The sequence below is a fragment of the Sphaerisporangium sp. NBC_01403 genome (genome assembly GCF_045040145.1).
Classification (GTDB): Bacteria; Actinomycetota; Actinomycetes; order Streptosporangiales; family Streptosporangiaceae; genus Sphaerisporangium; species Sphaerisporangium viridialbum.
The window spans coordinates 6,753,535-6,777,949 of the sequence record NZ_CP109534.1 but is presented as its reverse complement, the minus strand read 5'-3'; the positions used below and the strand labels follow the sequence as shown (position 1 = coordinate 6,777,949).

Sequence of the window (24,415 nt, the reverse complement as noted above, 5' to 3'; positions counted from 1 at the left end):
ACGGAGGCAACGCGATTTCATCCATGAAGGAGCGTGATCCGTCGTGGAAGGCTGGACATTCGAGGGACAGCCGGGAGCCCTGGGGGACACCACGACCACGCTGGTCGAGGGGGGATCGTTCTGCGTCTGCGAGCAGAACGGCGACATCCTGCCGGGCGGGGCGCAGGGCGTGTACTACGCCGACACCCGCCTGGTGTCCCGGTGGGAGCTGCACGTCGACGACGCGCCCCTCGAGAGCCTGAAGGTGGTGCCGGGGGAGCCGTACCACGCGACCTTCCTCGGGCGGACCCCTCCACGTCCCGGGCGGGCCGACAGCACGATGCTGGTGATCAGGGACCGCTACGTCGGCGGCGGCCTCCGTGAGGACGTCACGTTGCGCAACCTCGCGGACGAGGCCGCGGGGTGCCTGGTCACCCTGCTGGTCGCCTCCGACGTCGCCGACCTGTTCGAGGTCAAGGCGCACCGCATCCAGTGGGTGACCGACGTCGAGACCATGGTCGACAGGACCGGGCTGAAGATCGTCTCGGCGAGCCGGTCACGAGGGGCCAGGGTGATCGCGGAGGCCGAGGAGGCGCAGTTCAGCGCGATACCCGGCCTGCTGACCTTCAAGACCGTCGTGCCCGCCCGCAGCGAGTGGCGGGTGACCCTGCAGGTGAACCCCATCCTCGACGGGGAGGAGGCGCCAGCCTGGTTCTCCGCGCGCCACCCGGTCGAGCACGCGGAGCCCGCCATGCGCCTGGCCGAATGGGTGCGCAGCAGCCCGAGCATCAGCACCACGAACGTCGCCCTGGCCCAGGCGCTCCGCAGGTCGAGGACCGACCTCGGCAGCCTGCGGCTGTTCGAGAAGAACAACCCGGACGAGCTTCCCTCGATCGCGGCGGGCGCGCCGTGGTTCATGACCCTCTTCGGCCGGGACTCCCTGCTCACCTCGTGGTTCGCGCTCCCGCTCGACCAGACCCTGGCCCTCGGCACGCTGCGCCGCCTCGCCGAGCTGCAGGGCACCAAGGTCAACCTGCTCACCGAGGAGGAGCCCGGCAAGATCCTCCATGAGCTGCGGTACGGCGTGGAGCCCGGCGCGCCCGCGTGCACGGGGGGCCAGCCCTACTACGGGTCGGTCGACTCCACCCCGCTGTTCGTCATGCTGCTGGGCGAGCTGAGGCGCTGGGGCCTGCACGGCGACGACGTACAGCGGCTCCTGCCGCACGCCGACGCGGCGCTGGGCTGGATCGAGAACTACGGCCAGTGCGACAGTTTCCTCTGGTACCGGCGCAAGACCGATCGCGGCCTGGTCAACCAGGGGTGGAAGGACTCCTTCGACGGCGTCAACTACGCCGACGGCAGCCTCGCCAGGGCTCCCATCGCGCTGGCGGAGGCGCAGGGCTACGTCTACGCGGCCTACATCGCGCGGGCCAACCTCGCCCACGAGGCGGGGGACCCCGAGACCGAGCGGCGCTGCGAGAAGCGGGCGGCGCTCCTGCGCGAGGCGTTCAACGAGCGGTTCTGGCTCCCCGACAAGGGCTACTTCGCGATGGGGCTCGACGGTGAGGGACGCCTGATCGACGCGCTCGCCTCCAACATGGGCCACTGCCTGTGGACGGGCATCGTGGACGAGGACAAGGCGCCGTCCGTGGCCGAGCACCTGGTGTCGCCGGAGATGTTCAGCGGGTACGGCGTGCGGACCCTGGCGGCCGACATGGGCGCCTACAACCCGATGAGCTACCACAACGGGTCGGTCTGGCCGCACGACAACGCGATCATCGTGGCGGGGCTGATGCGTTACGGCTTCGTCGAGGAGGCCCAGCGCATCGCGGAGGGGCTGCTGGAGGCGGCGCACGCGTGCGCGGGGCGGCTCCCCGAGCTGTTCTGCGGCTTCGGGCGGGAGGAGTTCCCGACGCCCATCCCGTACCCCACCTCGTGCGCGCCCCAGGCGTGGGCCGCGGCCTCGCCCATCCAGCTGGTCAGGTCGCTGCTGCGGTTCGACCCGTGGGTGCCGTACGGGAAGGTGTGGGTGGCCCCGGCGCTGCCGAAGGGATTCGGCCTGCTGCAGGTGTCGAACCTGCCCCTCGGTGAGGCCAGGCTTATGGTGAAGGTGCAGGAAGGCGATGACTCCGCCACCGTTTGCGGGCTTCCCGGAGGCGTCCAGCTGATCAACGAACCTCGCCCGCCGACAGCGATCTCGGTGCCTGACCGCGACTGATTTTGAGGGAGTGCGGAGGGGTATGAGCACTCCGGGGATCCGGCTGGAGGTGCGCTCCTACATGGCCACATCGATCGGCGTCTTTGGTCGGCGGCACGCTCCGCGAAACGTCGGAGACTCTTCCGGCCTGCGCGTCGCCATGGTGGCGCCGCCGTGGTCGGAGGTGCCTCCCAAGGGGTACGGCGGCATCGAGGCGATGCTCTCCGACCTCGTCGGGGGTCTGATCGAGCTCGGTCACGAGGTCACCCTCATCGGCGCGGGCAGGACCACCACCAAAGCCCCCTTTCTGCGCACCTACCGCCGCGCGCCCTCAGAACGCATCGGCGAGACGATGCCGGAGGTGCTGCACACGGCCATCGCCGCCCGGCTGCTCTCCCAGCTGGACGCCGACATCGTGCACGACCACACCCTCGCGGGGCCGCTCACCGCCCTGGGCAGGCCCGCCCCGACCGTCGTGACCTGCCACGGGCCGGTCGACGGCGAGCTCGGGGAGTACTACCGCACCCTGGGCGACCGCATCTCCCTGGTGTCGATCTCGCTCGCCCAGCGCACCTACGCCCCCGACCTCAACTGGGTCGGGCAGGTGTACAACGCCGTGGACACCCGCACGTTCCCCTACAGGGAGCGCAAGGAGGACTGGGTCCTGTGGATCGGGCGGTTCGCCGGGGACAAGGGGGCCCATCTGGCCATCGACGCGGCGCGGGCGGCCGGGCGCCGCATCGTGCTCGCGGGCAAGCTCGTCGAACCGGCCGAGTTCGCCTACTTCAACGAGCACGTCCGCCCGAGGCTCGGGCCGGACGCCCGTTATGAGGGCGAGGCCAACATCGTGCGCAAGCGCCAGCTCATGGCGGCGGCGCGCTGCCTGGTCTTCCCCATCACCTGGCAGGAGCCCTTCGGCCTTGTGATGATCGAGGCCATGGCCTGCGGCACCCCTGTGGTCGCGCTGGGGCTCGGGTCGGTGCCCGAGGTCGTCGTGGACGGGGTCACGGGGTTCGTCCGGCGGTTCCCGCACGAGCTGCCCGCCGCCATCGAGGCGGTCGACGGGCTGCGGCCCGCGGACAGCCGCTCGCACGTGGAGCGCGACTTCGACGTCATGGCCATGTCCACGGGGTACGAGCGCGTCTACCGCGAGGTCGTCGCGCGCGCGGGGCTCCCGGTGCGGTGATCGCGTCCGCCCGTATCGTGGGGGTGCCGCACTCCAGAGCCGGGGTGCCGTACCACTGAGGAGGGCGTCATGACGGAGTTCGTACGTGTCGAGGCCGGCGGCGGGGTCGCGACCATCCGGCTGGACCGGCCGAAGATGAACGCCCTCAACGGCCAGATGCAGCGGGAGCTCGCCGCGTGCGCCCGGCTGGTGGACGTCGACCCGTCGGTGCGGGCCGTGGTCATCTACGGAGGAGAGCGGGTGTTCGCCGCAGGGGTGGACGTCAAGGAGATGGCCGACATGACGTATGCCGATATGTCGGCACACTCCGCTGAGCTGCAGGCCTGCTTCACCGCCGTGGCCAAGATCGGCAAGCCGGTCATCGCGGCGGTCACCGGCTACGCCCTCGGGGGCGGCTGCGAACTGGCCCTCTGCGCCGACTTCCGGATCGCCGGCGAGGGCGCCAAGCTCGGCCAGCCCGAGATCGCTCTCGGCATCATCCCGGGCGCCGGCGGCACCCAGCGCCTGCCCCGCCTGGTCGGCCCCGCGCGGGCCAAGGACCTCATCTTCACCGGGCGCCACGTGGGCGCGGCAGAGGCGCTCGCCATCGGCCTGGTCGACAAGGTCGTCCCGGACGCCGACGTGCACGCCGAGGCAGTCGCCCTCGCCGAGCGGTTCGCGGACGGCCCGGCCATCGCGCTGCGCGCCGCCAAGCTGGCCGTCGACCACGGGCTCGACGTCGACCTGACCACCGGCCTGGAGATCGAGCGGCTGCACTTCTCCGGCCTGTTCGCCACCGAGGACGCCCGCGCCGGGCTTCGCGCGTTCACCGAGAAGGCCAAGCCGGAGTTCACCGGCCGCTGACCGGCCCGTACGGCGTGCGGGCACGGCGTCGCGGAAGGCCGGACAGCGGGCGTGCCCGTGACGGCGGGGCGGGGCATGGTCACCATGGGGAATGTGACATAACGGTATTCATCAGCAGTTCGGAGAGATCATGGTTTGCCGCTAAGGTGACCGGTCATGTCGGGGTTTGTTATGCGCGTCCTGGCGCCCCTGCGGGTCCGGCGCGCCATACTGAGCCGGTTGGACGGCCGGTACGTGACGCGGGCCGATCACCGGCAGGACGTCCGGGATTCGCTGTGGGAGGTCCAGGCGCTCAAGCGGGAGGTCGCGGCGCTGAGGCGCGAGGTCGACCAGCTCCGCCAGCGGTCGGCGGGCTCGAAGGCGCCCTCCACCGACCCGGCGCTCGCGGCCAAGGTCGCCGACGCCCACAGGCTCGCCACCGAGACGGCCTCCGCCCTGGACCACGTGCTCCAGTCGGAGGTGCTGATCTGGCAGGCCATCGACACGATCCGCGAGGCCGGGGGTCAGGAGAAGGCGGCCCCATGAGGGTGAGCTGGACGCCCGGCGGGGACCTGTGGCGGCTGCGACTCCGGCTGGATCCCGGTGAGGGCCTCACCGGCACCGTCACCGACGGCCAGCGGGTGGAGCTCACCACCGACACCTGCCATGTCCGGCTGCCGCGCCAGGCGGCCCCCGATGCCGCGATCCACCCCGACCTGCTCGCCCTCGCCGCGTGGACGGTCGCCGCGCCCTGGACGTCCGGCAGGATCGTCTTCGACCGGCCCATCTCCGCCGAGCTGGCCGCCGCCCTCCACGGCGGCTGGGGCGTCGAGGCCGGGCCGGTCGGCGCGTCGTCCCGGACGCCGGGCACCCGGCTCGCGATCTCCTACAGCGGCGGCGCCGACTCGGCGGCGGTGGCCGCGATCCTGCCCGACGCGCCCCTGGTGCACTTCCGCCGGGTGAGCCATCCGCGCGTCCCCAACCGGTGGACGCACTACCGGTCGGACGTGCTCGCCGACCTGGCGGAGCGGACCGGCAGGGAGGTCGTCACCGTCGAGTCCGACCTGGAGTTCCTCCTCAGGCACCCCCGGCCGGGGTACCCCGAGCACCACGCGGTCATGATCGGCGCCGTCCTGCTGGCCGGCGCCATGGACCTCGGCGGCGTGGCGCTGGGGTACGAGATCGGCTCGCGGTGGCTCGGCGGCGGCCGGTACGTCCACCGGTACACCCCCGACAACCCGATGTGGTCGGCCCACGGGCCCTGGGGACGGGCCTTCGCCGCCGCGGGTCTGCCCCTCGTCCTGCCGGTGGGCGGGATCAGCGAGGCGATGACGATGCGGCTCGCGCTCGGCTCCGGGCTGCGCGACCAGGTGCGATGGTGCCTGCGCGGCGACAGCCACGGCCCGTGCGGCCGGTGCGGGAAGTGCCTGTACAAGGAGCTGATCCAGGCCGCCATCGAGCGCCGCCCGATGCGGACCACGATCACCGCGGACCGTCCGGTGGCCCGCAAGTGGCAGCAGCCGCCGCCGTACGGGGGCCAGGAGATGATCGAGTACGGCTGCGCCCACGTGCCCGGCATCGAGGACACCCCCTTCGCCAGGGCCGCCGGGTATCTCGGGGCCACCCGCGAGTCCACCTTGTGGCTGGAGCGGTGCTACCCTCCGGCCGTCGAGGAGATCCCCGAACCATGGCGTAATGGGATCGAGTCGATCATGCTTGACGAGTTCGGGTTCATGAACGCGGAGGACATGGAGCGGGTGGAGAGCTGGGGACGGCGATGAAGGTTTACCTGTCGGTCGACATGGAGGGCGTGACCGGGCTCACCGACCCGGAGGAGATGCACGCCGGGGGCAGGGGCTACGAGCGCGGCTGCGAGCTGATGACCGCCGACGCCGGCGCGGTGATCGCGGGAGCGTACGAGGCGGGCGCCTCGGCCGTGGTCGTCAACGACGCCCACGGGTCCACCAAGAACCTCCGCGTCGACCTGCTCGACCCGAGGGCCTCGCTGATCCGGGGCCCTGGCAAGCCGATGCGCATGGCGCAGGGGCTGTCCGCCGACTTCCAGGCCGCCTGCTTCGCCGGCTACCACGCGAGGGCCGGCGTCCAGCACGGAGTGCTCAACCACACCTGGATGGGCAAGGAGATCCACAACGTCTACCTCAACGGCGAGGTCTGCGGGGAGACGCGGCTGGTGGCCGGCTTCGCCGGGTTCCTCGGGGTGCCGGTCGCGCTGGTGACCGGCGACGAGGCGGTCTGCGAGGAGGCCCGCGCGCTGCTCGGCGACGTCGAGACCGTCGCGGTCAAGAAGGGCATCGACAGGTTCTCGGCCGAGCTGCTGCCGCCCAGCGTGGCCCAGGCGCTGATCCGTGAGGCCACCGCCCGGGCGCTGAACCGCCTGAGCGACTTCCGGCCGTACGAGATCGCGCCCCCGTTCACGCTCGGGGTCGAGTGGAACTCCACCGCCATCGCCTCGGGCTGCGCGCTCATCCCGGGCGTCCGGCCGGCGGGCCCCCGGCACACCGAGTTCACCACAGAGGACTTCCACGACATCATGGGGCTGCTCGGCGTGTTCGCGACTCTCGCCGGCCAGGTGGCCTGCGGCAGCGGCGTCTACGGCTGACCCATGGACAACGATGGGTTACCCGGGCGCCGAGAACGGCTGACGCGCAGGTCACTGCTCGTCGGCATCGGCGCGGCCGGCGGCGCCGGCGCCATGTACGCCGCGATGGGGGTGCTGGGGCTGGCCCCCTCCAAGGAGACGGCGCCCGTGCGCCCCACCGGCGGCGCGGAGCTCCCGGCCCCGTATGTGCCGCCCCAGCCGTCCGACTTCTCCCTGCGGGGCGGGTCTCCGGCGAAGGTGCTCGTGCTGGGCGCGGGCGTGGCCGGGCTGGCGTGCGCGTACGAGCTGGGCAAGGCCGGGTACGACTGCACTGTCGTCGAGGCCCGCGACCGGGTGGGCGGGCGGAGCCTGACCCTGCGGGGCGGCGACGCCGTCACCGAGCTGCCCGCGGGGACCGCCGCGATCGGCGAGACGCAGCGGGTGGCCTTCGGTGCCGGCACGTACTTCAACGCGGGACCGGCCCGCATCGCCCAGTGGATGGTGACGCTCGACTACTGTCGCGAGCTGGGCGTCCCCCTTGAGGTCTTCGTCAACAACAACGCCAGCGCCTACGTCCTCACGGCCGGCATGAAGGCGCCCGTGCGCGCCCGTACGGCCCGCGCGGACGCCTACGGGTACATCTCCGAGCTGCTGGCCAAGGCCACCGACGCCGGGGCGCTCGACGCCGAGCTGACCGGCCCCGACAAGGAACGGCTGCTGGACTTCCTGTCGGAATTCGGGGAGATCGGCCAGGCGCGCGGGTACACCGGCGGCGAGCGGCGGGGGTACCGCGTGAACCCCGGCGTCGGGCCGGGCGCCCCCCTCGGCCCGCCGCCCTCCCTCACCGAGATCCTGAGCCAGGGCCTCGGCCGGATGCTGACGATGGACGCGGGCTACGACCAGGCGATGCCGATGTTCCAGCCCGTGGGCGGCATGGACGCGATCGTCCGCGCGCTGGCGGGACAGGTCGGCGCCGGCCGCATCAGGACCGGCACGCGGGTCACCAGGATCACCAACCGGCCCGAGGGGGTGGAGGTCGCCGTCGAGGGCGGGGCCCCGCTGAAGGCCGACTACTGCGTCGCGGCGCTTCCCCCGCACCTGCTCGCGAAGATCCCCGGCAACCTCGGCGCCGACGTCAGGTCCGCGCTCGCCACCCCCGTCCCGCTGTCGGCGGGCAAGCTCGGCCTGGAGTACGGCCGCCGCTGGTGGGAGATCGAGGACCGCGTGTACGGCGGGGCGACGGAGACCGACCTGGACGTGGGCCACATCTGGTACCCCTCCTACGGCTTCCACACCGAGCGCGGCCTGGTGGTGGGCTACTACAACACCGGCGGGGACGCCGAGGCGTACAACGCGCTGTCCCACCGCGAGCGCCTCCACCGGGCCCTGGTGCAGGGCCGCAAGGTCCACGGCGGCAGGTACGGCAGGGACCTGCTCTCAAGCATCTCGGTCGCCTGGCGGCGGCAGCCGCACATCGAGGGCTCGTGGGTGCGCTGGCCGTCGATGAGCGGTCTGTCGCTGCTCCAGCGCCCCGCCGGGCGGGTCTACTTCGCGGGCGACTGGCTCACACATCTGATCGCCTGGCAGGCGGGGGCCTTCGAGTCCGCCCGTAAGGTGGTGACCGAACTTCATCACCGCGTACTGAAGGAGGGGTGACCCATGAGGCTGGGCACGCTCGACTGGGTGCCCGCAGGGGAACGGCGAGACCTGCTCGCCGACCCGGTGGCCCGGGCCGTGGAGACCATGACCGACGAGGTCGCGGTGGCGCCCATCGACCCGGCGCTGGCCGACACCGCCGCCTTCTGCGAGCGGTACGGCGTGACGCTCCAGGAGTCCGCGAACTGCGTGATCGTGGCGGCGAAGCGGGGCGGCGAGACGCGCTACGCCGCCGTCATGGTGCTCGCCACGATGCGCGCCGACGTCAACGGGGTGATCCGCCGCCACCTGGACGCCCGCAAGACCTCGTTCGCCCCGCAGCAGGACGCCGTCGAGATGTCGGGCATGGAGTTCGGGGGCATCACGCCCCTCGGCCTGCCCGACGACTGGCCCGTGCTCGTGGACGCGGAGGTCGCGCGGCAGCCGTACGTCGTGATCGGCAGCGGCATCAGGGGCTCCAAGCTGGCGCTCGCCGGTGAGGCCCTGACCCGCCTGAAGACCGCCGACGTGGTGGCTCTCGCCCAGTGAGGTGTCCGCCCTGTAAGACTTTCCAGATATGGGAAACCCTTGGGGCTGGTTCATCCGTTGTACTACCGGGAATGTGGCCTCATGGTTCATCTCATGGGCGGGGTTTAAGCCGGTATGGTGCTACGTGCCGTGAACGACCGCGGGCGGATGCCCGTGGAGTGCTCTCATAGCCACGACGGGCCGAGAGGAGAAACCGGTAGCCGCACGGGGGCGGTCGGCTACCGACCGGCTGGCAACGGGGGTTGCCGGCCGCGATGGCGGTTGGCTCCGGCGGCGGGCCACGTCATCGACTGCCGACCGGTGTTTTCCGGTATGGGCATTGCGCAGAGTAAGCGAAATGTGACAATTGGAGCAAGGCGCTTCCTTCCGGACACCAATGCCGGGGCACCGCCGGAGATCAGATGAATCAGGACGACCGATTGGGCCCCTACCGGCTGCTCCGGCGGCTCGGTGAAGGCGGCATGGGCGTGGTCCATCTCGCCCTCGACTCCCAGGGCAGGCAGGTCGCCGTCAAGGTCCTGCGCGCCGAGGTCACCGGGGACGACGTGGCGCGCCGCAGGCTCGCGCGCGAGGTCGAGACCATGCGCCGCGTGCGCAGCAGGCACATCGCCGAGGTCGTCGACGCCGACGTCACCGGCAGCCGCCCCTACATCGTCACCCGTTACGTCCCGGGCAAGCCCCTGGACGACACGGTCAAGCAGGACGGCCCGCTCGCGGTCGGCGCGCTGCTGCGCCTGGCCCACGGCGTGGCCGAGGCCCTCGCCACGGTGCACGCGGCGGGCATCATCCACCGCGACCTCAAGCCCGGCAACGTGCTGATGCTCGACGGCGAGCCCGTGCTGATCGACTTCGGCATCGCGCAGGCCGTCGACGCCACCCGGCTCACCCAGACCGGCATGTTCATCGGCACGCCCGGCTACCTCGCCCCCGAGATCATCGAGGGGCACGAGGCCGGGCCGGAGGTCGACGTCCACGCCTGGGCCGGCACGATGCTGATGGCCGCCACCGGCCAGCCGCCGTTCGGCAAGGGCACGCTGGAGATGGTGTTCTACAACATCACCGCGGGCAAGGCCAACGTCGACGCCGCCCCGGCGATCCTGCGCCCGCTGCTCCGCGCGGCCTTCCAGCGCGACCCCGCCAGGCGGCCCACCGCCGCCGAGCTGGCCGCGCAGCTCTCCCGGCTCGTGCCCCCGCCCCCGGGGCAGGGCCGTCCGAACGTGCCCGACGAGATCCTCACGGTTCCCGACATGTCGGGTGCCCCCGCCACCGGGACGTCGCTGCGTCCCGGCACGGGCACGCCCGTCGCGGGAGCCCAGCCGGTGACACCGGCCAAGCCCGCGCCTGCCGAGGAGTACGTCTCGCTGCTCGGCGAGGCGCCGCAGCAGGGTCCCGGAGCCGGTGACCCGTGGCCGACGGTCCGCGTGACCGGCGAGGAGCTTCGCAGGGCCGGCATCTCCCGCGAGCGGCCGGCCTCCGGCGACGCCCCCGGAGCACGGCCGGGCGGCACCGGGCTTCATGGGGAGGGCCAGGTGCCCACCCGTTACGCCCCGCCGTCGCCCTCCCAGCCGTGGACGGGCGCCCAGCCCGCGCCGCTCGACCAGGGCGAGGTGCCGACGAGGCGGGTGAGGCCCGAGGAGCTGGGCGAGCTCGACGCCCAGGCCAAGCCCTACCGCGCCACGCCGGCCACCCCCGCGGGCCCGGCCGGCCCGGTGCCCCCGGCGCGCTCGAACCATCCGCCCCCGGCCACGCAGGCGTCCCCTGGCGGGCCGTCCGCGCGGCCGTATCAGCACCAGGCGCTCTTCGAGCAGGCCCCCGACCTGTTCGAGATGACGCCGCACGTGCGGCAGCCGCCGGCCGCGCCGTACGTCCCGACCGTGCACCTGCCGCCGGAGGCGACCTCCGGCTTCGGGCCGCACCAGGGCCACGACGACGACCTGCTGCGGCGTTCCCCGGTGTACGGCGTGGCGAGCGTGCTCGCGCTGATCATCGTGATCGGCGCCGCCGTCGTGGCCCCGATCCTGGTGACGGCGCTCGTGGTCCCCGCCGCCGTGCTCCTCAGGGCCGCCGACCTGGCCCAGCCGAGCCTCGCCGCCAGGCGCCCGGCCTCCGCCGCCGCCTCCGACGTGCTCCGCGCCCTGGGGCAGCCCGTGGCGCTGATCAAGTCCATCGGGGTCACCGTCGCGCTCCTGCCCTACGCGCTGATCCTGGGCGTGCCGGTCACGCTCGTCCTGACCTTCCTGGTGAGGTCGGTGTCCACGGGCACGGCTCTGAGCTGGGGAGTCGCCGTCTCCTTGTGGATCATCTGTGCCGGGCCGGGTGTCGAGGGGCCGGGCCGCCAGATGACCAGGACCCTGGCCTCCGCCTTCCCCGCCAAGGGCGCCGCGGCGGCGCTCGCCGTGATCCTCGGGGTGGTGGCCGCGCTCGTGGCCGTTTACGCGGTCAGCACGCTCGTCATGCCCGTCGGCGATGCAGTCTGGAGTCCGGTGGACATGTCCACCTGGCTCGAACGATTGAAAGACCTTCGAAGGAAGGCAGGATGACGGGGGAATCGGTGCCGGACACGCTGGACAGACTCGGTCCTTACCGGCTGCTGCGCCGGCTCGGCGAAGGCGGTATGGGCGTCGTCCATCTCGGCCTCGACCAGGAGGGCAGGGAGGTCGCCGTCAAGGTCCTCCACCCGCACGTGGCGGCCGACCTCAAGGCCCGCGACCGCCTGACCCGCGAGGTCGAGACCATGCGGCGTGTGCGCAGCCCGCGCGTGGCCGAGGTGCTCGACGCCGAGCTCACGGGCGCGACGCCCTACATCGTGACGAGGTTCGCCCCCGGCCGCACGCTGGAGGAGACCGTCCTCGCGGACGGCCCGCTCTCCGCGCGCGAGGTCATACGCCTGGCGCGCGGTCTGTCGGAGGCGCTGATCGCGATCCACGCCGCCGACGTCATCCACCGCGACTTCAAGCCGGCGAACGTCATGCTGGTCAACGGCGACCCGCTGGTCATCGACTTCGGCATCGCCCACCTGGTCAACGCGACCAGGCTCACCCAGACCGGCATGTTCGTCGGCACCCCCGGCTACCTCGCGCCCGAGATCATCAGGGACGAGGGGATCACCCAGGCGGCCGACGTCCACGCGCTGGCGGCCACGGTGTTCTTTGGGGCGACGGGCAAGCCGCCCTTCGGGTCGGGCTCGTTCGAGATGGTCTGCTACAACATCATGGAGGGCCGGGCCAACATCGACCAGGCGCCCCCGTGGCTGCACGGCTGGTTGCGCGCCGCCTTCGCGGTCGACGCCGGCACCCGGCCGAGCGCCCAGGGCCTGCTGGCGATGGCGAGGTCCCTCGACCCGAGCGTGACCTCCTTCCAGGAGAGCCCTCCGGCGCAGACCGGCCACACGCGCAGGCTCGACACCGCGCAGGGGAGCGGGCAGGTCCCGGACGGCACCCGCGTGCTCAACGGGTCCGCGCCTGACGCCACCCACGTGCTGAACGGCGCCACATCCGACGCCACGCACGTGCTCAACGGCTCCACGCCCGACGGCACCCACGTGCTCAACGGCTCGGCGGACGACCTGCCGCCGACCAAGCGCACCAAGCCGGCCTCCGAGGACAGCTACTCCGACCTGCTGCCCCCCGTGCGGTACGCCGAGCGCGAGCGCGAGCGCCGGCGCGGCAACCGTGCCGACGCGCCGCCGCCGGCCCCGCCCGCGGCGCCCGCCGCCTTCGTCCCGCCTCCGGGCGCCCCGGGCTTCGCGCCCCCTCCTGCCTACCCGCCCGCGCCGTACGGGCACCCCGGGCAGCACGCCCCGGCGCCGTACATCGACCAGCGCGTGGCCGGCTATCCTCCGCCGCCGCCCTCGGGGCCGTCCACCCGGGGTGTCGCGCCGCCGCCGACCCACGCCCGGCCGCACGTCCCCGACCAGGGGCGCGGCCCGTACGCGCCCGACCAGGGCCGGGGGCCGTACGCGCCCGAGCAGGAGCGCAGGCCAGAGCCGGAGCGCCCGCGCTACCGCACCGGGCACCCGCTCCTCGCGGCCCTGCTGCTGGTCGTGGCGCTCGCGGGCGCGCGCCTGCTCCCCGTGCTGGTCGGCACGCTGATGGTCGTCGTGGCCCTGTGCCTGCGCGTCGGCGAGTACCTCTGGAGCGACCTGGCGGAGCGCCGCTCGGTCCGGGGCAACAGCGCGAGCGATCCGCTGCTCGCCGTGCTCGGCACGCCGTGGGCGCTGATCAAGGCCGCTCTCATGACGGTCGTGGTCACGCCGCTGGCGGGGATGTTCGCCCTGTGCGTGTGGGGGGCGCTGTACTTCCTCGGCGGGATGCCCACCGACGCCGCGGCCTCCTGGGGAGCCTCGGCGTTCGTCGGGGGCCTGTTCCTGCTGCCGGGCGGCGGGCCGCCGCGCAAGGCCGTGGCCCGCACCCTCACCGCCGTGATCCGCAGCCCGGGGGCCGGGATGGTCATGACGATCATCGTCGGCACCCTGGCGTTCTTCGCCGTGGTGACCGCGATGTCCGCCGTTCCGAGCTGGATCCCCTGGCAGGCGCCGTCCAAGGCGATCAACGCCCTGAGCGACCACGCCAGGAGCAGCGCCATGGGTCTGATCGGCGGGCTGGTCAAGGACCTCATGGACAATCTCGGGCTCGGATTCCTCGCCTTCTGGGGCAAGTGACCTGGTCATCGTTTCCTCGAACGCGACTTTGGAAAAAGGTTCGCCGAGGGCACGATCGAGTGGGGGGCCGGAAGGAGTGGCATGAGCGTGCCGACGGCTGGTCAGCTTGGGCCCTATCGCCTGCTGTCGCGGCTCGGGGCGGGCGGGTTCGGCGAGGTCCACCTGGCGCTCGATCCCGACGGGCACACCGTCGCGGTCAAGGTCCTGCATCCGCACGTGGCGGCGGACGAGGCGGCGCTCGCGCGGCTGGGCCGCGAGGTCGAGACCATGCGCCGGGTGCGGGGGCCGCACATCGCGGAGGTGCTCGACGCATCCCTGAGCGGCGACCGGCCCTACCTGGTCACCAGATATGTGCAGGGCCGCTCCCTGGCGGCGATGCTCGCCACCGGAGGCCCGCTGCGGGGCGAGGAGCTCGTACGGCTGGCGCGGGGGCTGGCCGAGGCGCTGGCGTCGATCCACGGGGCGGGCATCGTCCACCGCGACCTGAAACCGGCCAACGTCATCCTCGCCGACGGGGAGCCCCACGTCATCGACTTCGGCATCGCGTACGCGCTCGACTCCGCCGCCGTCACGGCCTCCGGCGCGGTGCTCGGCACCCCCGGATACCTGGCGCCGGAGGTGCTGGAGGGCGGGGAGGCGGGGCCCTCGGCCGACGTGTTCGCCTGGGGCGCCACCGTCGCCTACGCCGCTTCGGGACGGCAGCCGTACGGCACCGGCCCTGGGCCGGCGGTGGCCTACCGCGTCGTGCACCACGAGCCCGACCTCGCCGAGGTGCCCTCGTGGCTGGTGCCGCTGCTGGGCGAGTGCCTGCGGGCCGACCCCCGGTCACGGCCCACGGCGGGGCAGCTCTGCGCCCGGCTCGGCATCGCGGCGCCGCAGGTGACCGTGCCCCCTGCCCGGCGGCCCGTCTCGGAGGTCCGGGAGCCGCCCACCCAGGAGTGGCGGCCGGGCGCTCGGGAGGCCTCCGGTTCCCTGGACGAGGCGCGGGCCCGGCATCGCGAGAAGGTGCGCAAGCGCTGGGTGGTCGGCACGGGCGTGGTCTCCGGGCTGGTCGCCGCGGCCGTGCGGGCGTACATCCCCGAGATGTCACTGCTGGTGCTCGCGGCGTACGGAGTCGGGGTGCTGGTCGACGCGGGGCTCGGCGTCGCGGCCAGAGCGCGGGCGCGCGTGGTGTTCGACCTGGTCAGCGGGGCGGGTACCGTCGGTCTGTACGCCGCGCTGACCGCGCTGTTCAGCCCCTTCACGTTGCTGCTGGCCCTCGCGACGGTGATGGTCGTGCTCGTGATGGTCGCGTTCGCCAGCTGACCCCGGGGGGCGCCCGCCGGGCGGGACAGGCTCTGGAATAAAGTTCGGCATGGTGGGAAGTGAAGGGCGTGAGACTCGGTATAGCTGCGAGTTTGCCCCTAAGCTACTAGCCGGTAACATAACGGGAGGAAAGGGGCGGGCCTCCGACACGGAGATCGCCCCAGGCCACCCAACGTCACGGCGCCCTCGGGCGCATGACAGTCTGAAGGCGGCTCCCGGTGCCGATCACCGGGGCAGCCCGCACGACGTGCGCGTGCCCCGCGTGCACGTGCCGAGGAATCGGCGCCAACCCAGCGATGTGGTGGCGCCTGTGAAACGGGAGGTCGGCCACCGGCCATGAACATCGTCGTCTGCGTGAAGCAGGTCCCCGACACGGCGACCGAGCGCAAGCTGAGTTCCAAGGACAACACGCTCGACCGTGACGCCGCGGACGGCGTCATCAACGAGTTGTGCGAATACGCCGTCGAAGAGGCACTCAAGATCAAGGAGGCCCACGGCGGCGAGGTGACCGTTCTCACCATGGGCCCGAGCAAGGCCTCCGACACGATCCGCAAGGCCCTGGCGATGGGCGCCGACAAGGCCGTCCACCTGGTCGACGACGCCCTGCACGGCTCGGACGCGCTGTCCACCTCCTACGCCCTGGCCCAGACGCTGAAGAAGATCGGGTTCGACCTGGTCATCCTCGGCTCCGAGTCCACCGACGCCCGCACGGGCGTGCTCGCCGCCATGCTGGCCGAGCGCCTCGGCGCGCCGCAGCTCACGCTGGCGAGCAAGGTCGACATCGACGGGTCCACCATCAAGATCCAGCGGGTCACCGACTACGGCTTCGACAGGGTCGAGGCCACGCTGCCCGCCGTCGTCTCCGTGGTCGAGAAGATCAACGAGCCGCGCTACCCCTCCTTCAAGGGGATCATGGCCGCGAAGAAGAAGCCGGTGGAGACCCTCGGCGTCGCGGACGCGGAGATCGACACCTCCCAGGTGGGCCTGGGCGGCGCCTGGAGCGAGGTGGCGGAGTTCGCCGTCGCCCCGCCGCGGGCGGCCGGCACCATCGTCAAGGACGAGGGCGACGGGGGCTCCAAGGCCGCCGACTTCCTCGCGTCGAAGAAGTTCATCTAAGGGGGACCGATGGCTGAGATTCTGGTTCTCGTCGAGCACGTCGACGGCACGGTCAAGAAGGTCACCCTGGAGCTGCTGACGCTGGCCCGCTCGCTGGGCTCGCCCTCCGCGGTCTGGGCCGGTCCCGGCTACTCCGCGGACGCCAAGGCCAGGCTGGCCGAGTACGGCGCCGAGAAGGTCTACGTCGCCGACTCCGCCGAGATCATCGACTACGTGGTGGCGCCGAAGGCCGAGCTGCTCGCCCAGCTCGTCTCCTCCGCCTCCCCGGCGGCGGTCCTCGTGGCCGCGACCGCCGAGGGCAAGGAGATCGCCGGGCGCCTGGCGATCAAGACCGACTCCGGCGTGCTCACCGACGCCGTCGGCCTCGGTGACGGCTTCGTCGCCGAGCAGTCGATCTTCGGCGGCGGCGTCAACGTGAAGTCCAAGGTCGTCAAGGGCACCCCGATCGTCGCGGTCCGCCCCAACTCCACCGCCCCCGAGGCCTCCACGGGAGCGGCGGCCGAGGAGCAGGTGTCCCTGTCGCTGTCGGACGCCGCCAAGACCGCCAAGGTCGTCGAGCGCGTCGTGCAGGAGAAGGGCGCCCGCCCCGAGCTCGCCGAGGCCGCGATCGTGGTCTCCGGCGGCCGCGGGGTCGGCTCGGCCGAGAACTTCGCGATCATCGAGAGGCTGGCCGACTCCCTCGGAGCGGCCGTCGGCGCCTCGCGCGCCGCGACCGACGCCGGGTGGTACCCCCACCAGTTCCAGGTCGGGCAGACCGGCAAGACGGTGTCGCCGCAGCTCTACATCGCGGCGGGCATCTCCGGGGCCATCCAGCACCGGGCCGGCATGCAGACCGCCAAGACGATCATCGCGATCAACAAGGACCCGGAGGCGCCGATCTTCGAGCTGGCGGACTTCGGCGTCGTGGGCGACCTCAACCAGGTCGTCCCGCAGCTCTCGGAAGAGGTCGAAAAGCGCAAGTAGCCGCCACCAAGGCGTCTTCCAGGACGGCGCCGCGCCCCTGATCCGGGCGCTCGCGGGCGGCGGCCGCACCGGCGGCCGCCGCCCGGCGTGGTGGGTTACTCGGCGGAGAAGGCGGCGTCGAAGGACGCGGTGGGGGGCGTGATCGCGTTGAGGCCCTTGACGAAGGTCAGGGCCTCGGGGGCTCCGGCGAGGCGGTCCATGCCGGCGTCCTCCCATTCGACCGAGATCGGACCCTCGTACCCGATGGAGTTCAGGGCGCGGAAGCAGTCCTCCCAGGGCACGTCGCCCCGGCCGGTGGAGACGAAGTCCCAGCCACGGCGCAGGTCCGCCCAGGGCAGGTGCGACGACAGCCGGCCCCGGCGCCCGTCGCCCGAGCGCACCTTGGCGTCCTTGCAGTCGACGTGGTAGACGCGGTCGGCGAAGTCCAGGATGAACCCCACCGGGTCGATCTCCTGCCAGACCATGTGCGAGGGGTCCCAGTTCAGGCCGAAGGCCGGACGGTGCCCGATGGCTTCGAGCGTCCGCACGGTGGTGTGGTAGTCGTACGCGATCTCGCTCGGGTGCACCTCGTGGGCGAAGCGCACGCCGACCTCGTCGAACACGTCCAGGATGGGGTTCCAGCGGTCGGCGAAGTCCTGGTAGCCGGCGTCGATCATCGACGGCGGCACCGGGGGGAACATCGCGACGGTGTGCCAGATGGACGAGCCGGTGAAGCCGACCACCGTGTTCACGCCGAGCTTCGCCGCCGCGCGGGCGGTGTCCTTCATCTCCTCTGCCGCGGCCTGGCGCACCTGCTCGGGGTCTCCCGAGCCCCAGATGCGCGCCGGGAGGATGCCCTTGTGGCGCTCGTCGATCGGGCTGTCGCAGACGGCCTGCCCGACGAGGTGGTTGGAGATCGTCCAGACCTTCAGCCCGTGCTTGTCCAGGATCTCCAGCTTGCGGGGGATGTAGGACTCGTCCGACAGCGCCTTGTCGACCTCGAAGTGGTCACCCCAGCAGGCGATCTCCAGGCCGTCGTATCCCCACTCGCCGGCCAGGCGGCACACCTCCTCGAAGGGAAGGTCAGCCCACTGGCCGGTGAACAAGGTGATCGGTCGCGTCATGAACCCTCCACGGTGGTAAAGCGGCTTCCGTCAGCCGCACTCTGCTCGACCGCGGCCAGCACCCGCTGCACCCGCAGACCGTCGTCGAAGGACGGCTCGGGGCCGGTGCCGGCGGCGATCGCCTCGATGAAGTCCTTCACCTCGTGGGTGAAGCTGTGCTCGTAGCCCAGCCCGTGGCCCGGCGGCCACCAGGCCCCGGCGTACGGGTGCCCCCCTTCCGTGACGAGGATGCGCCGGAAGCCGGCCTCCTCGGCGGGAAGGGTGTGGTCGTGGAACCACAGCTCGTTCATCGACTCGAAGTCGAAGGACAGGCTGCCCAGCGAGCCGTTGACCTCGACGCGCAGCGCGTTCTTGTGCCCGGTCGCGAAGCGGGTGGCCTCGAAGGAGGCCAGTCCGCCGCCGCTGAGCCGGCCGATGAACAGCGCCGCGTCGTCGACCGTGACCGTGCCCGTCCCGGCGCCGCCACCGGCCGAGAGCCCGGCCGAACTGGCAGCGAGAGGACGCTCCTTGACGAAGGTCTCGGTCAACGCCGACACGCCGGTCAACCGCTCGCCGGTGATGAACTCGGCCGTGTCGATGATGTGCGCGCCGATGTCGCCCAGCGCCCCCGACCCCGCCTTGTCCTTCTGGAGCCGCCACACCAGGGGGAACTCCGGGTCGACGATCCAGTCCTGCAGGTACTGCGCCCGGACGTGCCGGATCTGGCCGATCCTGCCCTCGGCGACCCACTGGCGGGCGAGCGCGATGGCGGGCACCCGACGGTAGTTGAAGGCCACCATCGCGTGTACTCCCCGCTCGGCGGCGGCGCGGGCGACGGCGGCCATGGCCTCGGCCTCGGCGACGGTGTTGGCGAGCGGCTTCTCGCAGATGACGTGCTTGCCCGCCTGTAGCGCCGCGACCGCGATCTCCGCATGGCTGTCGCCCGGTGTGCAGATGTCGACGATCTGCACGTCGTCGCGGTCGATGAGGCGCTTCCAGTCGGTCTCCGCGTGGGCCCAGCCCAGCTTCTCGGCGGCCTGCGCGGTCGCCGCGGCCGATCTGCCGGCCAGTGCGACCATCGACGGCTTGAGCGGCAGGTCGAAGAACGCTCCGACGCTGCGCCAGGCATGGGAGTGCACACGTCCCATGAACGCGTACCCGATCATGCCGATCCCGACGGCAGGTCTCATGATTCGAACCCGAGCGGCAGATACTTCTGCGCGTTCTCCTTGGTGATGGTCTCCGATGCCAGGGTGATCGACTGCGGCACGGTGTTCTCGACGAGGTCGCTCAGGCCCTTGCCCTGGGCGATGAGCCTCGCGAGCTTGATCGCCGAGGACGCCATGGTCGGGCTGTAGGTCACCGTGGCCTTCAGCACGCCGTTGTCGGCCTGGATGTCGCGCATGGCGTTGGCCGATCCGGCGCCTCCCACCATGAAGAACTCGCTGCGGTTCGCCTCCTTGATGGCGGCGAGCACACCGATGCCCTGGTCGTCGTCGTGGTTCCAGATCGCGTCGATCTTCTTGTGCGCCTGGAGCAGGTTGCTGGCCACCTGCGTGCCCGACTCGACGGTGAACTTGGCGTCCTGCTGGGCGGTGACCGTGAAGCCGAAGGTCTTCAGGGCGTCGGCGAAGCCCTTGCTCCGGTCCTGCGTCAGCGGCAGCGTGGCGATGCCCTGGATCTCCAGGATCACCGGGTTGGAGACGCCCTTCTCCTTCAGGGTCTTGCCGATGTAGGTGCCCGCGGCCACGCCGAGGCCGTAGTTGTCGCCGCCGATCCAGGTACGGTACGACAGCTTCTCGGGGAAGACGCGATCGAGGTTGATCACCGGGATGCCGGCGTCCATCGCCTTGCGTGCGACCTGGTTGAGCTGCTCGCCGTCGTTCGGCAGGATCACCAGGGCGTTGACCTTGGCCGCGATCAGCGACTCGACCGCCGAGATCTGCTGGTTGATGTCGTTGGTCGGCTCGACCGGCTTGAACTCCACATCGGAGTACTGCTTGGCCTGCGACTCGGCGTTCTTGGCGATGGCCGCGATCCAGCCGTGGTCGGCCGCAGGGGCGGAGAAGCCGATGACGACCTTGGTGCCCGGCTGGTCGTTGTCCGTGCCGGCCGTGGTGGCCTGCGGGGCGGCGGAGCTGGGGGCGGCCGCGGGCTCGTTGCTGGTGCAGGCGCTCACGAGGGCCCCTGCGCCGACGACGGCTCCGCTGACGAGGAATCCTCGCCGGCCGACGCTCTTGTTCATATGTTCTCCCTTAATTCGGCTGGTCGCGTGTGCGATCCGGCCACAGAACCCACTTTGTGAAGCAAAGAGGGGTTTCGCGGTCTCAGGTGTGTGATGTGAGGCTTCGTCGCTGCAGCAGCACGGCGGCGACGATGATGATGCCTTTGGCGATGAGCTGGTCGCTCGTGTTCAGGCCGTTCAGGATGAACAGGTTGGTGATCAGCGTGAAGATCAGCAGACCTAAGATCGATCCGATGATGCTGCCCCGGCCGCCGGTGAGGAGGGTGCCGCCGATGATGACGGCGGCGATCGCGTCCAACTCGTACAGATCGCCGTGGGTGGAGGAGCCCGTCGTGGTCCGGGCCATGATCAGCACGGCGGCGATGCCACAGCACAGTCCGGACAGCGCGTACAGCATCACGGTGTGCCGGCGTACGTCGATGCCGGCCAGGCGCGCGGCCTCCGGGTTGCCCCCGACCGCGTAGGTGCGCCGGCCGAACGTGGTGCGGTTCAGCAGCACCCAGCCCAGCGCCACGACGAGCGCGAAGACGTAGACCAGCACCGGGAGGCCCAGCACTCGCGTCGTGGAGATGTCCACGATCGCCTGGTTGTCCGGTTGGACCAACTGGGTCCTGCGGTCCGACATCCGCTGGGCCAGACCGCGGGCGGCCACCAACATCGCCAGGGTGGCGATGAACGGCACCATCCGCCCATAAGTGATCAGTATTCCGTTGACCACTCCGGCGCCGACGCCGACCAGCACCGCGCACACGCTCATCACGAGCGGGCCGTAGGCCTGGGTGGCCAGCGTGGTGGCCCATACCGAGGCCAGTGCCATTACGGCGCCGACCGACAGGTCGATGCCCCCACCGATGATCACGAAGGTCGCGCCGATGGTGATCACCCCTATGGTCGCGGCCAGCGACAGGACGCTGACCAGGTTCGACCCTGTGGCGAAGTTGCCGGGCGCCGTCACCAAGCCGACCGCCGCCAGCACCACGAGCGTGATGATCAGGCCGAGATGAGGGATACGCCCGACTCTGTCGCGCATTGTCACTCCAGGGGGGGTCTTGCCGGACTGTCTTCCGGTGGACGAATGCTCGTCCACCGCGGGCGTCAGAGAGTCACTCACGCCGACTTTCCTTCCATGATCATGTCGAGGACGTCGTGTTCATCGAGATTCCGGGCATCGCTCTCGTGGATCACACGGCCCTCTCGGATGACCAGCACCCGGTCTGCCAGGCCGAGCACCTCGGGCACCTCGCTGGAGACCAGCAGCACGCCGATCCCCTCGTCGGCCAGCCTCCTGATGACGGCGTACAGCTCCGCTCGGGCCCCGACATCCACTCCCCGGGTCGGCTCGTCGAGCAGCAGCAGCTTGCGACCGTTGATCAACCAGCGCGCCAGAACGGCCTTCTGCTGGTTACCGCCCGAGAGGTTCTTGATCGGCCGGTCCAGATGCGGGGGACGGATTCCCAGCTCCTCGATCTGGCTCCAGGCCTCCGACGCCTCCAGGCCGCGATTCAGCCAGCCGAGCTTCGCGTAGCGGTCCAGGCTGCTCAGCGAGATGTTGCGCATGACGCTCTGGTCGAGCAGCAGTGCCTGGGCCTTGCGCTCCTCGGGGGCCAGGCCCATACCGGCCCGCACGGCGCGGCTGGGGTTGCCGCCGCGCACCGGTACGCCGTCCAGGATGACCTGCCCGGTGGCGCGGCGGGCTCCGTAGATCGCCTCGACGATCTCCGAGCGGCCCGATCCCACCAGCCCGGCCAGCCCGACGATCTCTCCGGTCCGCACGCTGAACGACACATCGCTGACCCGGCCGGGGACGGTCAGGCCCGCCACGCGCAGGACCTCGGGACGGCCGTCGTGGCTGCCGGGGCGCGGTCTGGGCGGGAAGACGTGCTCGACGTTGCGGCCGGTCATCAGGGATACGACCTGCGAGGTGGGCGTGTCGTTGGCCGGCAGTCCGACCGCGACCGTGCGTCCGTCCTTCAGTACGGTCACCCGGTCGCCGATCTCACGGATCTCCTCCAGCCGGTGCGAGATGTAGACCACCGCCACGCCCTGCGCGGTCAGCTCCCGGATGATCCGGAACAGGTTGGCCACCTCGTCGTGGGCCAGGGCCGCCGACGGCTCGTCCATCACGATCAACCGGGTGTCGTACGAGAGCGCCCGCGCCATGCTCACCACCTGCTTGGCGGCCGGCGACAGCCGGCCGACCTCGGTCGTGGGGCGGATGTCGCCGTGCCCGAGCCCGGCCAGCAACTGGCGGCTGGCCCGGTTGACCTCACTCTGACCGACGAACCCCAGCCGGGTCGGCTCGTGGCCGAGGAACACGTTCTCGGCGACGCTCAGCCCGTCGACCAGGTCCAGTTCCTGGTAGATCGTGGCTATGCCCAGCCGGATCGCGGCCGTCGGACTGGTCAGGCGAACCTGCTGCCCGCTCAAGGTGATGGTGCCCTCGTCCGGCTGGTGCGCTCCGGCCAGCACCTTGATGAGGGTCGACTTGCCCGCGCCGTTCTGACCGAGGAGGCAATGTACTTCCCCGGCGCGAACCTCAAGGTCGACGCCGTCCAGAGCGCGCACGCCTGGGAATTGCTTGACGATTCCTCGCATGACGAGGAGAGACGCCGACTCGGGGGCTGATTGCGGCACGGGAGTCTCCTGGGGGATGTCTGGCAGGCCGAAGAGAAGGAGGGGATCCCGTTCGCCGACCAGGCCAGACGGCACCACTCCGGCGGCGCCGAAATCGGCGAGGACGGTGCCGCTGGAGTTCTGGCCGAGGTCAGGCGAACGGGACGTTCAAAGGGAGGCGGGCAGGGACGGGCATGCCTCAGGAAGGCGGGAGGTGGCCGGTTGTTCTCTTCGGTGCCTGGTTTCTACGTGGAACGGATCGCGATGGTGGTGGGGTCGGACAGTACGCGCTCGATGACGACGTTGACCGCTCCCCGTGACGCCGCGCCGAAGCCGAGGTTGGAGGCGGCGAAGTCACACCGAACGGCGGCGACGGTCATGCCCAGACGTTGCAGCTCCGTCTGGGCGACCGGGATGAGCCGGTCGGCGAGCTGGGCGAAATAGCCACCCAGCACGATCACTCGTGGGTTGTAGAGGTTGACCAGCAGCGCGGTACCTCGCCCGAGCCACCGGCCCACCTCGGTGACGGCCGCGTCGACCCGGGGATCCCCTTCGGCTCGGCGCTGCTCGATCTCGGCGAGCCGCCTCTCCGGATCACGCACGTACTGCTGATGCGTTCCGTAGGCGTGGTCGGGGGTGGCCATCCGCACCAGCGCGGCCAGCCCCACTTTGGTCTCCCAGCAGCCGACCCGTCCACAGCCGCACGGCTCACCGGAGGGGTCGACCACGACGTGGCCCACCTCGCCCGCGAACCCGTCCGCGCCGCTCATCAGCCGGCCGCCGGAGATGACACCGCAGCCGACGCCGACCTCACCGGTGAGGTAGACCAGGTTGGGCGTGTTCATGGCCACGCCCGAGCTGTATTCGGCCAGCGCGGCGAGGTTGGCATCATTGTCGACGGTGATGGGCACGTTCGGCGAGATGCCGGCGGACAGCAGCCAGTCGACCACCGACACCCCGTGCCAGCCGAGGTTCGGGGCGACGACGACGGTGCCGGTCGCCGCGTCGATGAGACCGGGAACGGCCACCGTGATCCCGGCCGGGGTGACCTCAAGCTGGTCGAGGTCCGCGATGGCCTTCTCGATCACTTGGGCGAGCTTGTCGAGTGCGCGCTCGGGACCGGCGCCCATGGCGTCGAAGCCGATCCGCCGGTCGATGAGCACCCGGCCCGCCAGGTCGGCGGCGAACGCCGCGATGTAGTCAACGTTGACCTCCAGTCCCAGCGCGCCCACCCGCGAGCCGTCGAGAACGAGCGCGAGACCCGGCCGCCCGACGGAGCCCGCGTGCTGCGGCCCGATCTCCTTGACCAGCCCGCGAGCCTGCAACTCGCCCACCAGGCTGGTGATCGTGGTCTTGTTCAGGCCGGTCTCCACGGCGACCGCTGATCTGGAGCAAGGGCCGTGTTCGCTGACGTGGCGTAGCACAAGGGACAGGTTGGAGCGGCGAACCGTGGTCTGGTCCGCG

The 24,415-nt window shown here is 71.4% G+C and carries 19 protein-coding genes; 13 read left to right on the top strand and 6 right to left on the bottom strand.

Annotated features, from left to right (window positions below; genetic code table 11):
- The first annotated feature begins 43 nt into the window (after positions 1–43).
- From OG589_RS30260 to OG589_RS30200, 13 genes are all read left to right on the top strand, one after another.
- Complete coding sequence (locus OG589_RS30260; RefSeq protein ID WP_405141282.1) at positions 44–2,197, top strand: glycogen debranching N-terminal domain-containing protein; 2,154 nt, start codon at positions 44–46, stop codon at positions 2,195–2,197.
- A 22-nt stretch (positions 2,198–2,219) separates the two neighbouring features.
- On the top strand, positions 2,220–3,362 hold the full coding sequence (locus OG589_RS30255) for a glycosyltransferase family 4 protein (RefSeq protein ID WP_405141280.1): 1,143 nt from the start codon (positions 2,220–2,222) through the stop codon (positions 3,360–3,362).
- A gap of 69 nt (positions 3,363–3,431) precedes the next feature.
- Positions 3,432–4,205: an enoyl-CoA hydratase/isomerase family protein gene (locus OG589_RS30250; protein WP_405141278.1), complete on the top strand. Its 774-nt coding sequence runs from the start codon at positions 3,432–3,434 to the stop codon at positions 4,203–4,205.
- 156 nt (positions 4,206–4,361) lie between these two features.
- Complete coding sequence (locus tag OG589_RS30245) at positions 4,362–4,730, top strand: hypothetical protein (protein ID WP_405141277.1); 369 nt, start codon at positions 4,362–4,364, stop codon at positions 4,728–4,730.
- Entirely contained in the window at positions 4,727–5,965 is a 1,239-nt protein-coding gene (locus tag OG589_RS30240) for a DUF6395 domain-containing protein (protein WP_405141275.1), read from the top strand. The genes OG589_RS30245 and OG589_RS30240 overlap by 4 nt, the downstream gene beginning before the upstream one ends.
- Complete coding sequence (locus OG589_RS30235; RefSeq protein ID WP_405141273.1) at positions 5,962–6,804, top strand: M55 family metallopeptidase; 843 nt, start codon at positions 5,962–5,964, stop codon at positions 6,802–6,804. The genes OG589_RS30240 and OG589_RS30235 overlap by 4 nt, the downstream gene beginning before the upstream one ends.
- A 3-nt stretch (positions 6,805–6,807) precedes the next feature.
- Positions 6,808–8,439 carry a flavin monoamine oxidase family protein gene (locus tag OG589_RS30230; protein ID WP_405141271.1) on the top strand — a complete coding sequence of 544 codons (1,632 nt, stop codon included), beginning with the start codon at positions 6,808–6,810 and terminating at the stop codon, positions 8,437–8,439.
- Positions 8,440–8,442: 3 nt separating this feature from the next.
- Positions 8,443–8,967, top strand: a complete 525-nt coding sequence (locus OG589_RS30225; protein ID WP_405141270.1) for a YbaK/EbsC family protein — start codon at positions 8,443–8,445, stop codon at positions 8,965–8,967.
- 401 nt (positions 8,968–9,368) lie between these two features.
- Entirely contained in the window at positions 9,369–11,507 is a 2,139-nt protein-coding gene (locus OG589_RS30220) for a protein kinase domain-containing protein (protein ID WP_405141268.1), read from the top strand.
- Positions 11,504–13,627 (top strand): serine/threonine-protein kinase, encoded by a 2,124-nt coding sequence (locus tag OG589_RS30215; protein ID WP_405141266.1) that lies wholly within the window; start codon positions 11,504–11,506, stop codon positions 13,625–13,627. Before OG589_RS30220 ends, OG589_RS30215 begins: the two co-directional genes overlap by 4 nt.
- 81 nt (positions 13,628–13,708) lie before the next feature.
- Positions 13,709–14,932, top strand: coding sequence for a serine/threonine-protein kinase (locus OG589_RS30210; protein WP_405141265.1), 1,224 nt, complete (start codon positions 13,709–13,711; stop codon positions 14,930–14,932).
- 336 nt (positions 14,933–15,268) lie between these two features.
- Positions 15,269–16,048, top strand: coding sequence for an electron transfer flavoprotein subunit beta/FixA family protein (locus OG589_RS30205; RefSeq protein WP_405141264.1), 780 nt, complete (start codon positions 15,269–15,271; stop codon positions 16,046–16,048).
- 9 nt (positions 16,049–16,057) lie between these two features.
- Complete coding sequence (locus OG589_RS30200; RefSeq protein ID WP_405141262.1) at positions 16,058–17,011, top strand: electron transfer flavoprotein subunit alpha/FixB family protein; 954 nt, start codon at positions 16,058–16,060, stop codon at positions 17,009–17,011.
- Positions 17,012–17,106: 95 nt separating this feature from the next.
- On the opposite strand, the gene OG589_RS30195 is transcribed toward OG589_RS30200, so the two are convergent.
- From OG589_RS30195 to OG589_RS30170, 6 genes are all read right to left on the bottom strand, one after another.
- Positions 17,107–18,114, bottom strand: coding sequence for a sugar phosphate isomerase/epimerase family protein (locus OG589_RS30195; protein ID WP_405141260.1), 1,008 nt, complete (start codon positions 18,112–18,114; stop codon positions 17,107–17,109).
- Positions 18,111–19,283: a Gfo/Idh/MocA family protein gene (locus OG589_RS30190; protein WP_405141258.1), complete on the bottom strand. Its 1,173-nt coding sequence runs from the start codon at positions 19,281–19,283 to the stop codon at positions 18,111–18,113. Before OG589_RS30190 ends, OG589_RS30195 begins: the two co-directional genes overlap by 4 nt.
- Positions 19,280–20,338: an ABC transporter substrate-binding protein gene (locus tag OG589_RS30185; protein ID WP_405141256.1), complete on the bottom strand. Its 1,059-nt coding sequence runs from the start codon at positions 20,336–20,338 to the stop codon at positions 19,280–19,282. The genes OG589_RS30190 and OG589_RS30185 overlap by 4 nt, the downstream gene beginning before the upstream one ends.
- Before the next feature lie 82 nt (positions 20,339–20,420).
- A complete protein-coding gene (locus tag OG589_RS30180; RefSeq protein WP_405141254.1) occupies positions 20,421–21,368 on the bottom strand; it encodes an ABC transporter permease in 948 nt (315 codons plus the stop codon).
- 77 nt (positions 21,369–21,445) lie between these two features.
- Positions 21,446–22,903 (bottom strand): sugar ABC transporter ATP-binding protein, encoded by a 1,458-nt coding sequence (locus tag OG589_RS30175; RefSeq protein ID WP_405141252.1) that lies wholly within the window; start codon positions 22,901–22,903, stop codon positions 21,446–21,448.
- Between the two features lie 293 nt (positions 22,904–23,196).
- Positions 23,197–24,324 (bottom strand): ROK family protein, encoded by a 1,128-nt coding sequence (locus OG589_RS30170; protein WP_405141250.1) that lies wholly within the window; start codon positions 24,322–24,324, stop codon positions 23,197–23,199.
- Positions 24,325–24,415: the final 91 nt, after the last annotated feature.

Excerpts from the sequence above, each read along its gene's own strand:
- OG589_RS30255 (WP_405141280.1), top strand. The coding sequence starts at position 2,220 with ATGAGCACTCCGGGGATCCGGCTGGAGGTGCGCTCCTACATGGCCACA.
- OG589_RS30250 (WP_405141278.1), top strand. The coding sequence starts at position 3,432 with ATGACGGAGTTCGTACGTGTCGAGGCCGGCGGCGGGGTCGCGACCATC.
- OG589_RS30245 (WP_405141277.1), top strand. The coding sequence starts at position 4,362 with ATGTCGGGGTTTGTTATGCGCGTCCTGGCGCCCCTGCGGGTCCGGCGC.
- OG589_RS30240 (WP_405141275.1), top strand. The coding sequence starts at position 4,727 with ATGAGGGTGAGCTGGACGCCCGGCGGGGACCTGTGGCGGCTGCGACTC.
- OG589_RS30235 (WP_405141273.1), top strand. The coding sequence starts at position 5,962 with ATGAAGGTTTACCTGTCGGTCGACATGGAGGGCGTGACCGGGCTCACC.
- OG589_RS30230 (WP_405141271.1), top strand. The coding sequence starts at position 6,808 with ATGGACAACGATGGGTTACCCGGGCGCCGAGAACGGCTGACGCGCAGG.
- OG589_RS30225 (WP_405141270.1), top strand. The coding sequence starts at position 8,443 with ATGAGGCTGGGCACGCTCGACTGGGTGCCCGCAGGGGAACGGCGAGAC.
- OG589_RS30220 (WP_405141268.1), top strand. The coding sequence starts at position 9,369 with ATGAATCAGGACGACCGATTGGGCCCCTACCGGCTGCTCCGGCGGCTC.
- OG589_RS30215 (WP_405141266.1), top strand. The coding sequence starts at position 11,504 with ATGACGGGGGAATCGGTGCCGGACACGCTGGACAGACTCGGTCCTTAC.
- OG589_RS30210 (WP_405141265.1), top strand. The coding sequence starts at position 13,709 with ATGAGCGTGCCGACGGCTGGTCAGCTTGGGCCCTATCGCCTGCTGTCG.
- OG589_RS30205 (WP_405141264.1), top strand. The coding sequence starts at position 15,269 with ATGAACATCGTCGTCTGCGTGAAGCAGGTCCCCGACACGGCGACCGAG.
- OG589_RS30200 (WP_405141262.1), top strand. The coding sequence starts at position 16,058 with ATGGCTGAGATTCTGGTTCTCGTCGAGCACGTCGACGGCACGGTCAAG.
- OG589_RS30195 (WP_405141260.1), bottom strand. The coding sequence starts at position 18,114 with ATGACGCGACCGATCACCTTGTTCACCGGCCAGTGGGCTGACCTTCCC.
- OG589_RS30190 (WP_405141258.1), bottom strand. The coding sequence starts at position 19,283 with ATGAGACCTGCCGTCGGGATCGGCATGATCGGGTACGCGTTCATGGGA.
- OG589_RS30185 (WP_405141256.1), bottom strand. The coding sequence starts at position 20,338 with ATGAACAAGAGCGTCGGCCGGCGAGGATTCCTCGTCAGCGGAGCCGTC.
- OG589_RS30180 (WP_405141254.1), bottom strand. The coding sequence starts at position 21,368 with ATGCGCGACAGAGTCGGGCGTATCCCTCATCTCGGCCTGATCATCACG.